The organism is Companilactobacillus huachuanensis (assembly GCF_005404815.1).
Classification (GTDB): domain Bacteria; phylum Bacillota; class Bacilli; order Lactobacillales; family Lactobacillaceae; genus Companilactobacillus; species Companilactobacillus huachuanensis.
On sequence record NZ_BJDF01000002.1, the window covers coordinates 52,500 to 66,247 of the forward strand.

Below are 13,748 nucleotides of genomic sequence, written 5' to 3' on the forward strand. Positions count from 1 at the left end.
AAAAACTGAAAGAAATTCGTCAATTTCTCTCAGTTTAATTATATTAAATCATTTTAAAATTTGTTTTTAAAAATTAAAGTGAACGTGAAGCACCTTTGTAAACAACACCACGTCTTGAATCAACAGTAACTGTGTCACCATCGTTAACAAGGCTTGTAGCATTCTTAGCACCAACAACTACAGGTAGACCCATAGCAATACCAACAACAGCAGCATGTGAAGTTAAACCACCGTTTTCAACAACAACGGCACTAGCTTTTTCAAGAGCTGGTAGGTAATCTTTGTCAGTCATTTCTGTAACAAGGATGTCACCTTCGTTGATTTTCTTGTTAGCTTCTTCAGCAGAGTGAGCAACTACAACGTTACCAACAACTGATTCTTCTCCAACACCTTGGCCTTTAACCAATGTTGAACCAATCAATTGAACCTTCATAACGTTTGTTGTACCACTTTCACCAACTGGAACACCAGCAACAACAAGGATTAAATCGCCTTCCTTAGCAAAGCCAAGTTCTTGAGCTTTCTTAGCAGCAAGGTCGAACATTTCATCAGTGTTTTCTGGCTTGTCAACGATAATTGGATCAACACCCCAGTTAACTGTCAAACCACGTTGTGTAGTTTCGTCAAATGTAAGTGCCAAAATATCAGCAGCTGGACGATACTTAGAAATCATACGTGCAGTGTAACCACTCTTTGTTGCAGTAACAATTGTGTGAATGTGTAATTCTTCAGCAGCTCTAACAACTGATTCACCGATTGATTCTGTAACGTTTGAACCTTTGTAATCTTCAAATCTTTGAATTGCAAGTGAGTTGTTCTTGTCTAATTCTTTTTCAGTACGTTGGTCGATACGTGACATAGCAGCAACAGCTTCTACAGGGTAGTCACCATTAGCACTTTCACCTGAAAGCATTGTAGCATCTGTACCATCAAGAACAGAGTTAGCAACATCAGTAACTTCGGCACGTGTAGGACGTGGGTTTTCTTGCATTGAGTCAAGCATTTGTGTAGCTGTGATAACTGGCTTGCCAAGTGCATTACACTTCTTGATCAAGCTCTTTTGTACAAATGGTACATTTTCAAATGGAATTTCAACACCCATGTCACCACGAGCAACCATCAAACCATCAGAAACTTGAAGAATAGAATCGATATTGTCGATACCTTCTTGTGATTCAATCTTAGGGAAGATTTGTACATATTCACAGTGTTTTTCTTCAAGGATTGCACGAATATCAAGAACATCTTGAGCTTTACGAACGAATGAAGCTGAGATGAAGTTGATACCTTGTTCTAGACCGAAACGAATATCGTCAGAATCTTTTTCAGTGATACCTGGTAGACGAACTTCAACACCAGGAGCATTGATACTCTTTCTTGAGCCGATCATACCATCATTTTGAACAACTGTAACTAGTTCGCGATTCTTGTCATCTTTTTCAGTAATCTTCATATCAACAAGACCATCATCGATCAATACGTGACCACCAACGTGTGTATCATCGTACAAACCAGGGTATGTTGAAGCAATCTTTTCTGGTGTACCCGTTAAAGTATCATCCATTGAGATACGGATTGTTTGGCCAGTCTTAGCTTCAAACTTGTTGCCTTCTTGAACAGTAGTACGAATTTCAGCACCCTTAGTATCAAGAACGATACCAACAGTCTTACCAGTGATTTTTTCGGCTTCGTGTACCATTTCCATACGAGCCTTGTGTTCTGGGTGATCACCATGTGAGAAGTTGAAACGGAAGATGTTAGCTCCGGCTTCAATCAATTTCACGATAGTATCAATATCGTTACTGGCAGGTCCAAGTGTACTTACAATTTTTGTTCTTTTCATCGAGAATCCCCTTTTCTTGTCTTAAATCCAAGTTTATTGTAACAAATTACAACTTTATATGCTTAACTTATCTGCTTAAAGATTCATTTAAGTCATATAATGATAAATCAGGTTTATGCTTGCTATCGAATAGGTCAAGAATATCATGAGAAGTAATCTTGTTGTTTTCGATACCAACAGCTAAGCCACCTTTGCCATCAAGTAAGAGGTCAACAGCATGTGCGCCCATCTTACTTGCTAAAACACGGTCCTTAACAGTTGGTGAACCACCACGTTGTACATGTCCTAGAACAGTAGCACGTGTATCGAAATCACCATACTTGTCTAATTCTTTCTTGAAGTCTTCAGCATGCATAACACCTTCGGCCAAGACAATAATCATATTCTTATTGCCTTGTTCACGGCCTTCTTTGACTTCTTGAGCAATTTCTTTGATGTCAAAGTCACGTTCTGGAACGATGATCTTTTGAGCACCACCAGCAACACCAGCCCAAAGAGCTACGTCACCAGCGCCTCTACCCATTACTTCAACAACGAATGTTCTTTCATGGGAGCTAGCAGTATCATGCAACTTATCAATGGCGTCAACAGCAGTAGATACGGCTGTATCAAAACCAATTGTAAAGTCTGTGAATGGAATATCATTATCAATTGTTCCTGGTAGTCCGATTGTGTTGTAACCATGTTCAGTTAAACGCAATGCACCATGGTAAGAACCATCTCCACCAATAACAACCAATGCATCAATTCCAAACTTCTTTAATTGCTCAATACCCTTTAATTGACCTTCTACGTTAGCAAATTCAGGGTATCTTGCAGAATACAAGAATGTACCACCACGTTGAATACGGTCGGATACGTCTTCACTGTTTAATGGGAAAATGTCTCCCGCAACAAGTCCAGCATATCCATAATTGATACCAAACACTTCGAGCCCTTTGTCAATAGCCCGACGTGTGACTGCTCTGATAGCAGCGTTCATACCAGGGGCGTCTCCACCACTGGTTAAAATACCAATACGCTTCATTTGTTCACACTCCAAAATTATTTGTTTCTAAAACAAAACCTAATCAAATATAACATTTTTATTGTCTACTTTGTAGAGCTGAAAACGTTTTAAAATAAATTAATCATTTTTTTTTAGCAAAACGTTCTTTTTACCCAAAAGTATTTCCAATTTATGTTGAATTTCATCGTTAAAATTGATCCAATGATTCGATTTTAAAATTGATGCTTGTTTTTTCTGTTCCCGATAAATAATTATTGGCATTTTTCCACGTGAACTTTCAATAATTCGATACAACTGTTCCATATTTTCAGGTGTATCTAAATTTTTAGGGACTTTCAGGTATAACTTCTCGCTTGGCAGTTGCACCGTATATTGCTGAGGATCCGACAAACGATCAGCAATCAATTCCAAGTCACCACGATTACCAACGTTAGGGTGGCCGACAAATAAGAATATTTTGCCATCAAGCGTCAATTCCTCAATTCTTTGGAATAGTTTAGGGAAAATCGTCACTGAAATACTGCCTGATTCATCCTCGATAGTCATAAAACACATCCGTTGACCTTTTTTGGTTCGGATCACACGTAAATTTTTAACTAAGCCAAGTACATTGACTGTTTGACCTTGATAGTTTCCCAGTTCAGCCAATTTAACTGTTCGCATATCTAACAAGCGACTACGATATTTTTCAACTGGATGTCCAGAAACATAAACGCCAAGATACTCTTTTTCCTGATTGAGCCGCTCAGTTAGGGTATAGTCATCAACTTGATGCTTCTTTGGATCCAAAACATCGAATAAGGATAAATTGCTCCCCGCTAATTGAATGCTCTCGATCAAATCGCGGAAATCATATAACAATTCCTTACGATTACGATTAAAGCTATCAAATGTTCCTGACAAAATCATCGGTTCCAAATAATCCGTCTTTACAAAGCGACGATCGATTCGTTGTAAGAAATTCAACGGACTAGTATAGGGGCCCTTCTTCTGCCGCTCTTCCACAATATTACTTGCCAGATCACGACGCATCCCCTTAATACTCAACAATCCAAATCGTATAGCTTTGGCCTCATCGGTATATTGATACTGACTTTCATTAATATCAACATTCAGAATCTTAACACCTGAATCTTTAGCATCTTGAATATAAGTAGTTACTTTGCTCTCATTGTTTAAATTGGAATTTAAGAGGCAGGCAAAGAAAATATCCGAAAAATGAACTTTCATGTATGCCAACCAAAAGGCAATCATTGAATAAGCAACTGAGTGGGATTTGTTGAATCCATAATTACCAAATTTTTCAATATATTGATAAACTTTTTCAGCCGATTCACGATCATGTCCTTGTCCAACCGCACCATCAACAAATTTCTGACGATTTTCTTCAATCAATTGCTCATTCTTCTTACTAATAGCCCGACGTAAAATATCAGCATCAGCTAATGAAAAATGTGCCATCTCTGAAGACGCCTGCATAACTTGCTCCTGATACACCAAGACCCCATATGTTGGCTTTAGAATCCGCTCGAGTGACTGATCAGGATACGTTACCGGCTCTTGACCATGCTTTCTTGCAATAAAAGTTGAAATATTTTGCATTGGTCCCGGGCGATAAAGAGCATTTGTTGCCACAATATCATCAAAACTAGTGGGAACTAAACGCCTCAAAACACTACGAATTCCATCTGATTCAAATTGGAATACTCCATCCGTTGCTCCTCTTTGGAACAGTTGAAGAGTCTTTTGGTCGTTCAACGGAATCTTTTCTGGTATGAATTCCTTACCATAGCGCGTTGAAATGGCTTTAATCGCTCGATCCAATATTGTTAAATTCTTCAAGCCAAGAAAATCCATCTTCAGTAATCCAACATTTTCAACGTTATACTTTGTCTGTTGAGTCAGATTAATGCCGTCGTCCTCTAATTGCACTGCAACAATATCGGTCATTGGTTTTTTACTGAGCACGATCCCGGCCGCATGCGTCGAATAATGTCGAGGGATTCCTTCGATTCGTTGGGCAACTTTAAAAATCAATTGATTCTCCCGTGAGTTCTCAACTAAATTACGCAAAGTGCTTGATTCTTCAAAGGAATCTTTTAAAGAAATATTTAATTTCCGTGGAATAGCATTCGACCACTGTGAAATTTGAAATTGTGTCTGACTAAAAGTCCTGGCAATGTCACGTAAGGCCATCTTAGCAGCTAACGTTCCAAAAGTAATAATTTGTGCCATATGATCTGACCCATACTGATCATGCATATACATCACCATCTCGTCACGGCGATCATCTGGCAAATCTAGATCAATATCAGGCATATTGGCTCGTTGTGGGTTCAAAAAACGTTCAAATAGCAAATCGTACTTAATTGGATCCACTTGCGTGATGCCTAAGCAGTATGACACTAACGAACCTGCGGCAGAACCACGTCCAGGACCAGTTTTAATACCAATTTCGTGGGCATGCTTGATAACATCCCAGACAATCAAAAAATAGTCTGAAAAGCCCATTTTTTCAATGACGCTTAATTCATAATCCAAACGCCGTTGATACTCGTCTGTAATTTGATTCTCCAGACGCTTCTTCAATCCTTTAGTCGAGAGTTCATGAAGAAACTGTTGAGAACTAGTTCCTTCTGGCGTTAAAAATTTAGGCAATTCGGTGGCCTTAAATTCAATCTCAACATGACAATTTTCGGCAATCGCATTCGTATTAACAATTGCTTCAGACATATCAACCTCTGAAAAGTCATTGGCAAATTCAGTGGCAGTCCTTAAATAATGGTCCCCTTTTTCGACAACCTGATTTAGGTTTTCAAAACGTTCCCCGGTTCTTAAACTATTGACGACCTGATAAGCTAAATGGTCATCTTGATTGACGTAGCGAACATCACCAAGAGCCGCCAGTGGAACATCTTGCGAACTTGCAACCGAACGAATATTTTTAACGTTATCAATTTGCTCCGAATACAGGCTAACGCCCAGATATAGTGAGCTTTCATCCACTAAAGATTTTAGTTGTTTGATATAAGAACCTGCATCGACATTTAGTACCTCAGCATCACTGGCTGGGGTGATCACGAAAAGGCCTGCCAAATAATTTTTCAAATTAGCGATTGCAACTGATTCTTTTTCCGACATGATTTTAGAAGAAATTTTTATAAGATGCTGATAACCTGAATCATTCTTTGCTAATAATAATAATGGGTACGTATTCTCAGTATCGATAATTCCTGCGATTTCAATTGTTAAACCTATAATTGGTTTAATCCCAATTTTTTTAGCATATTTATAAAAATCTAATGATCCATAAAGATTATTAATATCCGTTAGAGCTATTGCTCCATAGCCTCGATTTTTTGCTTGATCGATCAACTCGGTCAACTTTGCGGGACTATGCAATAAACTATAGCTACTCATTACCTGTAGTTGTGCTTGCAATTTGTCGCCCCCTTTGTTTAAAATTATATCAAAATCAAGTGAAATTTTATTGGGTAAAATTCCCTTTTGTGCTAAACTACTTGAGAAAGTGAGATGGAAGAAATGAGATATATTGCTGTTATTTTCTGGTCTATCATGCTGGGACAAGTTGCCGGTTTTATCGGTGGAGCTTTGAACCAACAAAAGTTTAACTCTATGTACTCAATCATTATAAGTATAGTATTTGCGGTCATTTTCAGTATCATTCCATTGATCCTTGATAGTTCCGTAAAAGATACTAAGAAAGAAAAGAACGCTTAATTAAGTTTAAGCGTTTTTTTTATGGAAGTGTTAACTTATGCATATAAAATCGATAGATCATTTAGTTTTAACTGTCGCTGATATTGAGGTGACCTGTGAATTCTACAGTACCATCCTCGATATGCAAGTCATTAATTTCAATCAAGGTCGAAAAGCTTTACGATTTGGCAATCAAAAAATCAATCTTCACCAAAAGGGCCATGAATTTGAACCCAAAGCTAAATATCCAACACCTGGTTCAGCTGACCTCTGTCTGATAACCGAGACGCCATTGAAAAAAGTTATTGTCGAATTAAAACAAAATAACATTTCAATTGAACAAGGTCCGATTGCTAAACACGGTGCCTTAGGTGAAATTGAATCCGTATATATACGCGATCCTGACCAAAACTTAATTGAAATCTCTAATTACAAATCCGAAGACTAAAGTGGCATTAGGACTTTAGTCCTTACACCACCGGGCGTGTTGAAATTTCTTCCCAGATTCGGGACATTCCGCACAGCAATTGAATACTCTCAGCTCTGGAAACGGCATAATGTTTCAAACTTTAGATACAATTTAAAACAAAAAAGACACTGTAATCCAGCCCTGGGTTACAGTGTCTTTTTGTTTTGATACTCGAAAGTTGACCACACTCTCTATTTCTAATACTTAGTAACGTAAAGATAAAACTCTTTCATTGATAAATTAATATTGAAGTTAACGCCATTTGAAGTAATCTGCTTCATTGAAGTCTTAGTAGAATTCTTGCTGGCATCTTTAGTTTGTTTACCGAAGTCTTTCAAAACTTGTTTACCATCGGCACCAAGCAACTTCGAAGTAATCATCAAATCAGTCGCCATATTCTTTTGACCAGTCTTTGATTTCAAATCCTTGTAGGTAAACTTCGTTGCAATACCCATCAATTGATTATCTTGGACGTTGTAATACCATTCAGTTCCGTCACTCTTCTTGTGCGTGAATATCCCATTTTTGGTGATCAACTGTAATTGATCTGTGGGTTGTCCTAATGACAACAACGTATAGTTATATGTCTGAGCAAAAGTCAGGTAACTCTCAAGTGCCTTGGCTTTCTTCACTTTTACTAATTTAGTTTCAACCTTATCGCCATTTGTTGCTTTGATGCGAACATTTTGGTCTTTAGTTGAGACAGGTACAGAGATAGCAAAATGATTATCATTGACAGAAACCTTTTTAGTCTTGCCATTAACCGTATAGGTCAACTTGTCATAATTCTTAGCTTGACCTTTAACTACAGCAACTAGTCCATCAGCACTGTACTCTTTTTTGGTTGTCGAAAGGTTCATTTTAGAACAGCCAGTTAGTAACAAAAAGAATAGCGGAATAACCATCAATAACATATACTTTAGTTTTTTCATTATCATCGTTACTCCATCTATTTAATATATTAAAAAAAAGCCAAGTTCAACTTGACTTTCTCATTAAGCTTCTTTGCTATCGTCGATAACTTTTTCACCCTTGTACATACCTGATGGTGAAACATGGTGACTTAAACGATATTCACCTGAAGCAACGTCGAATTGCATGTTTGGTGTACTTAACTTAAGATGTGCGCGTCTTGAGCGCTTTCTTTGTTTTGATGTTTTTCTCTTTGGAACAGCCATATTTAAAAACTCCTTTTATTTATTAACTCAATCAAATCTAACGTTTAATATAATACTATCATAAAAACGTTTGAGCAAGCAAATTTACTATTTTGTTTGCTTTTTTGCATTATTTTCTTTTAATGCATCAGCAATTTGGTTGTCATTTGAAACTTTAACTTTGGAAATTTGTTTCTTAGCGTGACGATTTAAGTCATCGTTATCCTTCTTACCCGTCGTTGCTAAAAGCATCGTAATAACAGCGCCTAATAACAAAGTAACGATAATCAAAACGATCAATGGCAATTTAACTCTGGTAAAACCAAAACTAACGGTCACCGGATTAACATTCAAAACGGCAAAGATTACGACAATCAATGTAATAACTAAGCCAATTACGAATCTTGATTGTTTACCCTTCATATGAGTCCTCCCTATTTGCGATTGCCTAATGTTGCGGCAAAATAATCCCCAAGACTTGGAGCCACTTTATAAAGCACTGCTGCCAATTCCATATATCGTGGTCGATTGATCTCACGTTTTGAACGTCCAAATGTGTTCACAATCTCCCAAGCTAACTTGTCAGGATCAAGCACGAAATATTTTACTGAATCAAGATAGTTGCCGGAATGATCAGCCACATTGAAGAAATTCGTGTCTACAGGGCCCGGATTAACAGTTGTAACATAAACACCCAATGGTCTCAATTCTAGTCTGAGACCGTCTGAAAATGCGATTACAGCCGCCTTAGTTGCCGCATAAGCAGCAGACTTAGGAGTTGTGATTTTTCCAGCCATCGATCCAATATTGATAATATGCCCACGACCATTACCAATCATACCTGAAGCAACTAGGCGTGTCATTAACATTAATCCCAAAACATTTACTCGGAACATTTTTTCAACCTTGTCAAAATCGGTATCCAAGTAATTTGAAAAATCTCCAAAACCAGCAGCATTAACTAAAACGTCAATATCATCAGAGATATCAGCAATTTTTTTAACCGCCACACTGATTTGATCAGCATCACTCATATCAACTGACAAGTACTCGTGATGAGCATTCTCAGCACCAACACGGATACATTCATTCTTAACTTGTAAGAGTTTATCTTCATTTCTGGCAATCAAAATTAAATTAGCACCACATTTTGCAGCGTTAATTGCAACGTCTTTCCCAATACCTGAAGATGCACCTGTAACAACAACCGTTTGATTCAATAAATTAGTCATATTCATCCTCTTCTCCTAATTAAAGGGTACCTCGTATATATCAAAATCACTAGCAACACGAGTATTCTTAAAGATTTTTTGAGCCTCTTTTTGTAAAATCAAAGCACCGCATCCAGTATATCTAGCTGAAATATGTGTCAAGATCAAACCTTTGGCATGACTTCTTTTCGCAAGTTCAGCTGCCTGTGTAGCTGTCGAATGATAATAGTTATAAGCTAATTTCTTTTCATCATTCGAAAACGTCGATTCATGAACGATGACGTCAGCATCCTTTGCCAGCTTATCAATTTCTGGCGTATAACGTGTATCGGAAATAACTGTGACAACCTTACTTGGCTTATCAGGTCCGATAAAATCTTTTCCATCCAACACTGTCCCGTCGTCTAAGGTAACCACTTTACCAGCCTTCAATTGACCAAAAATTGGTCCATTAGGAATATGATATTCCATTAATTTGTCGACTAACAATTCACCCACACGAGGCTTTTCAACCACTCGATAACCAAAACAAGTGATTCGATGCTTTAATTTGCCAGCATAAACACTAAAGGTTTTATCGTTGAAAATTTCACCTTCATTTTTTAATTCGATATATTTGATTTGATAACCTAGTCTACTGCCTGTCACCTTCAAGGAAGTCTCAACATACTCTTTGATTCCCACGGGACCATAAATCTCCAATGGTGAATCACCACCTTGATTGGCACGACTAGATAATAAACCTGGCAAACCAAATATATGATCACCGTGCAAGTGACTGATAAAAATTTTAGTTATTTTTCTAGGTTTAATTGCTGTTTTTAATATCTGATGTTGTGTCGCTTCGCCGACGTCAAAAAGCCAAACTTCATTACGTTCATCAAGCATTTTCAATGCAGTACTCGAAACGTTGCGGCCTTTTGATGGAACTCCGGCACCAGTTCCTAAAAATTCTAATTCCATAAAAAAATCCTATCTATTTTTTGTCTAATGATTTCAAAATTTCCTTTGTGACAAACGAAGTATAATACATTGATCCGTCTGGATTTGGATGTACATCATCATCATAGAACCAGTCTGTATGACCTTGTGAGTAACTATTCCAGTCAATTACAGTCAGATTCTTATACTTAGCTGTTGCTTGAGATAAAACACCATTAACGGTCTTTTCCCAAGGTCTTGTTGGTACGTGAACATTGATCCAGTAAACATGGCGTTGAGGGCCAACCAATTGCATGACTTGGCCAACTTGATCCATATTGAATGGTCCATTAGTTCCTAGACCAATTAAGACATTAGGCGCTAGAACACCTTGGCTCTTGTAATTTTGCAAGAGATCAAGACTGGCACCCATTTGACGACTGACCGCGGCATCAATGATAACTTTCTTGTCATCGAATAACTTCAAGAAATTATCGGAACCATCAGCCATAACGGAGTCACCGACAGCAGTTAAAGGAACATCCTTTAAGCGTTGCAAGTCAATTTGACTCAACCCATACTTTTCGAACTCAGTATTGATTGGGTGACTCTTAGCGGCCTTCTTATAACGAGCATAATCAGCATCGGACATCTTACCAGTAACATTCTTTTGCTTATCCTTGGTTTTCTTCAAGTTGGCAATTGCTTTAGCCTTCTTAGCCTTAGTAGCTTTTTCATTCTTGGTGATCTTATTAGCAAGTTGACTATGGTTAACGTTAGGCTTTGGTGCACTGACAGCCTTGACGACACCATATGAACCAGTTAAACAGATCACGGCAATCACTAATGCTAAGACTCGTTGGACCGTGTTTGAGGAACGGAAGAATTTCTTCACGTCACTCCACTTAGCGTGAGCCAATGGCTGTTCAACAAATCTGAACGAAAATTCAGTCACTAAAACAATCAAGATAACTTCAATAACTGGATAAAGAATTGGATGGTCAGCAATATTTCTGAATTTTGATTCGAAGAAAATCATTACTGGAAATTGATACAAGTAAAGTCCATAACTTCTAGATCCGATATAATGGAAAACTTTATTTGATAAAATACCATTCCAGAGTGAATCCGGGTGTGCTACAACACCAATAAAGATACATGTTGTGATCGAGAAGATAAACATCCCACCACGATATAAGAAAGGATCAGAATCCTTAATTGTAAAGATCATCAGTAGCATCAAACCAAATGACAACAAGCCAACTAAGTTAAGTTTCAGCTTATCATTATTCTTCAAACCACTCTTCAGTTTCTCAGCTGGCCAAATCAAAGTTAGACCACAGCCAAGTAAAATTGAGAATAGTCTTGTATCAGTACCATAATAAATTCTACTTGGATCAACACCTGGCTTGAATAAAATAGCCATCCAAATTGCTGAAGCAATAGAAAGAATCATTGAAAAACCGAAAATTCGACTTTTTTTAACTCCATATTTGGCAAATAAAACTAACAAAATTGGCCAAACAATATAGAATTGACCTTCGATAGACAAAGTCCATAAATGTGTAAATGGTGATTCATTATTAGCAAATCTCTCAAAATAAGATTGACCATTAAAAATTTGCCACCAATTATAAACATTTAAAACATTAGTTACGAAAATCTGATCTAAATGATATAACAGCCCCTTTAAAAACATCACGATATATGCTCCAGATGCTAATAATACAAATAGCATCCCGGGATATAATCGCTTAACTCTTTTAATGTAAAAATTACTTAACGAGAATGAACCACCATAATCAACAGTATTAAAAAAGTGATCTGTGATTAAGTAACCCGATATAAGGAAGAAAATTGGAACCCCCAAATATCCGCCGGAAAAAACATTGGGATTTAAGTGGTACATGATAACACCAATAACCCCTAAAGTACGTAGTCCATCAAATCCAGTAATAAATCTTCTTTTCGGTGATTTATTCATTATCTATTGCCCCTAAATAAATTCAAAAGTGAAATCGAGAATCGTTACTGAATCGCCTGATTCAGCACCTGCGTCGATCAATGCGTCTTCAATACCCATTGACTTAAGTTTTCTAGCAAAAAGCATAATTCCATCTTGGTGATCCAAGTTGGTTCTTTGAAGAAGTAATTCAACCTTAGCACCCTTAACAACAAAGTCATGCTCAGCTTCTTTTTCAATCGTAAATGCTTTCTCTTCTGGTTCAAAGTTGTATTCTTTGTCTTCATCAGTTTGAACGTCAAAGTGAATTGGCTCTGCATTAGACAAGACTTCACTTGTGTGATTCATCAATGCCTTCACACCAGTGTGCTTAATACTTGAAATTGCAAAGATATCAGCATCTTCTGGCAATTTTTCTTTGAATTCAGCTAGTCGTTCTTCAGAACCAGGAATATCTAACTTAGTTGGCACGATGACTTCAGGACGTGATAAAACATTCTCATCGTAATTTCCTAATTCTTTTCGAATTGCCAAGTAATCTTCGTATGGATCACGTCCATTGTTAGGATCCATATCGACTAAGTGCAAAATAACTCGAGTACGTTCAACGTGACGTAGGAATTGAATACCCAAACCAACCCCGTTAGAAGCACCTTCAATCAAACCAGGCAGATCAGCAATAACAAAATCACGTCCATCGTCTAATCTAACCATTCCTAGGTTAGGTGACAATGTTGTAAAGTGATAAGCTGCAATCTTTGGTCTGGCAGAAGTTGCAACTGATAATAAGGTAGATTTCCCAACAGATGGAAAACCAACCAAACCAACATCAGCAATCAACTTCAACTCAAGTTTGATAAATTTCTCTTGTCCAGGTTCACCATTTTCGGCAATTTCTGGAGCTTGGTTTCTAGAATTGGCAAAGTGAATGTTTCCACGTCCACCATTACCACCTTTAGCAACAACTAGTTCTTGATTATTTTCAGTCAAGTCACCAATTAAACGGCCACTTTCTTCATCATATACTGAAGTTCCGGTTGGAACCTTAATATAAATGGGATCTGCTTTATGCCCATACATTGCCTTGATCTGACCATTTTGACCAGGTTCGGCCTTAAAAATTCTCTTGTATCTAAAGTCCATTAAAGTATTCATACCTTCATTAGCCTTTAAGATGATATCGCCACCGCGACCACCATCACCGCCGGAAGGTCCACCGAGTGGAGTATATTTTTCGTGACGGAAGGCTACAGCCCCGTCGCCACCCTTTCCGGATCTAACGGTGATTTTAACGTTATCTACAAACATTAAAATCCCCCTTTCTTAACTATAATTATCATTTCTAAATTTTAGCACAAAAACAGACTTCATAATACTTTGAACTAGTATTGATTGTCCAGTCTTTTATAAAAGTTTCGATATTCGTTGAACGTTTTTGACTGTTTTTGATATTTT

At 37.5% G+C, this 13,748-nt stretch carries 12 protein-coding genes; 2 read left to right on the top strand and 10 right to left on the bottom strand.

Going from position 1 to position 13,748, the window contains the following annotated elements; genetic code table 11:
• Positions 1-73: 73 nt before the first annotated feature.
• The 3 genes from pyk to dnaE all read right to left on the bottom strand — a co-directional run bounded on the left by pyk (position 74) and on the right by dnaE (position 6,293).
• Positions 74-1,843, bottom strand: coding sequence for a pyruvate kinase (gene pyk / locus FFM71_RS01410; RefSeq protein ID WP_137610405.1), 1,770 nt, complete (start codon positions 1,841-1,843; stop codon positions 74-76).
• A 67-nt stretch (positions 1,844-1,910) separates the two neighbouring features.
• A complete protein-coding gene (gene pfkA, locus FFM71_RS01415; protein WP_137610406.1) occupies positions 1,911-2,870 on the bottom strand; it encodes a 6-phosphofructokinase in 960 nt (319 codons plus the stop codon).
• A gap of 99 nt (positions 2,871-2,969) precedes the next feature.
• Positions 2,970-6,293, bottom strand: a complete 3,324-nt coding sequence (gene dnaE / locus FFM71_RS01420) for a DNA polymerase III subunit alpha (protein WP_137610407.1) — start codon at positions 6,291-6,293, stop codon at positions 2,970-2,972.
• 93 nt (positions 6,294-6,386) lie between these two features.
• On the opposite strand from dnaE, the gene FFM71_RS01425 reads away from it, so the two are divergent.
• Both FFM71_RS01425 and FFM71_RS01430 read left to right on the top strand, forming a co-directional pair.
• Positions 6,387-6,593: a YjzD family protein gene (locus FFM71_RS01425; RefSeq protein WP_223876452.1), complete on the top strand. Its 207-nt coding sequence runs from the start codon at positions 6,387-6,389 to the stop codon at positions 6,591-6,593.
• Between the two features lie 37 nt (positions 6,594-6,630).
• Complete coding sequence (locus FFM71_RS01430) at positions 6,631-7,020, top strand: VOC family protein (RefSeq protein WP_137610408.1); 390 nt, start codon at positions 6,631-6,633, stop codon at positions 7,018-7,020.
• Between the two features lie 218 nt (positions 7,021-7,238).
• Here FFM71_RS01430 and FFM71_RS01435 read toward each other — a convergent pair whose 3' ends face one another.
• The 7 genes from FFM71_RS01435 to obgE all read right to left on the bottom strand — a co-directional run bounded on the left by FFM71_RS01435 (position 7,239) and on the right by obgE (position 13,601).
• On the bottom strand, positions 7,239-7,973 hold the full coding sequence (locus FFM71_RS01435) for a hypothetical protein (protein ID WP_137610409.1): 735 nt from the start codon (positions 7,971-7,973) through the stop codon (positions 7,239-7,241).
• 63 nt (positions 7,974-8,036) lie between these two features.
• Positions 8,037-8,219, bottom strand: a complete 183-nt coding sequence (gene rpmF, locus FFM71_RS01440; protein ID WP_041499893.1) for a 50S ribosomal protein L32 — start codon at positions 8,217-8,219, stop codon at positions 8,037-8,039.
• A gap of 87 nt (positions 8,220-8,306) precedes the next feature.
• The gene (locus FFM71_RS01445) at positions 8,307-8,621 is read right to left on the bottom strand and encodes a LapA family protein (protein WP_137610410.1); all 315 of its coding nucleotides are present in this window, start codon (positions 8,619-8,621) and stop codon (positions 8,307-8,309) included.
• Between the two features lie 11 nt (positions 8,622-8,632).
• Positions 8,633-9,430, bottom strand: coding sequence for an SDR family NAD(P)-dependent oxidoreductase (locus FFM71_RS01450; protein WP_137610411.1), 798 nt, complete (start codon positions 9,428-9,430; stop codon positions 8,633-8,635).
• Between the two features lie 15 nt (positions 9,431-9,445).
• Entirely contained in the window at positions 9,446-10,372 is a 927-nt protein-coding gene (gene rnz, locus FFM71_RS01455; RefSeq protein WP_137610412.1) for a ribonuclease Z, read from the bottom strand.
• 13 nt (positions 10,373-10,385) lie between these two features.
• Positions 10,386-12,314: an acyltransferase family protein gene (locus FFM71_RS01460; protein WP_137610413.1), complete on the bottom strand. Its 1,929-nt coding sequence runs from the start codon at positions 12,312-12,314 to the stop codon at positions 10,386-10,388.
• A gap of 12 nt (positions 12,315-12,326) precedes the next feature.
• The gene (gene obgE, locus FFM71_RS01465) at positions 12,327-13,601 is read right to left on the bottom strand and encodes a GTPase ObgE (RefSeq protein WP_137610414.1); all 1,275 of its coding nucleotides are present in this window, start codon (positions 13,599-13,601) and stop codon (positions 12,327-12,329) included.
• Between the last annotated feature and the right edge of the window lie 147 nt (positions 13,602-13,748).

Coding starts and splice junctions, on each gene's coding strand:
- pyk (WP_137610405.1), bottom strand. CDS start 1,843: ATGAAAAGAACAAAAATTGTAAGTACACTTGGACCTGCCAGTAACGAT.
- pfkA (WP_137610406.1), bottom strand. CDS start 2,870: ATGAAGCGTATTGGTATTTTAACCAGTGGTGGAGACGCCCCTGGTATG.
- FFM71_RS01425 (WP_223876452.1), top strand. CDS start 6,387: ATGGAAGAAATGAGATATATTGCTGTTATTTTCTGGTCTATCATGCTG.
- FFM71_RS01430 (WP_137610408.1), top strand. CDS start 6,631: ATGCATATAAAATCGATAGATCATTTAGTTTTAACTGTCGCTGATATT.
- FFM71_RS01435 (WP_137610409.1), bottom strand. CDS start 7,973: ATGAAAAAACTAAAGTATATGTTATTGATGGTTATTCCGCTATTCTTT.
- rpmF (WP_041499893.1), bottom strand. CDS start 8,219: ATGGCTGTTCCAAAGAGAAAAACATCAAAACAAAGAAAGCGCTCAAGA.
- FFM71_RS01445 (WP_137610410.1), bottom strand. CDS start 8,621: ATGAAGGGTAAACAATCAAGATTCGTAATTGGCTTAGTTATTACATTG.
- FFM71_RS01450 (WP_137610411.1), bottom strand. CDS start 9,430: ATGACTAATTTATTGAATCAAACGGTTGTTGTTACAGGTGCATCTTCA.
- rnz (WP_137610412.1), bottom strand. CDS start 10,372: ATGGAATTAGAATTTTTAGGAACTGGTGCCGGAGTTCCATCAAAAGGC.
- FFM71_RS01460 (WP_137610413.1), bottom strand. CDS start 12,314: ATGAATAAATCACCGAAAAGAAGATTTATTACTGGATTTGATGGACTA.
- obgE (WP_137610414.1), bottom strand. CDS start 13,601: ATGTTTGTAGATAACGTTAAAATCACCGTTAGATCCGGAAAGGGTGGC.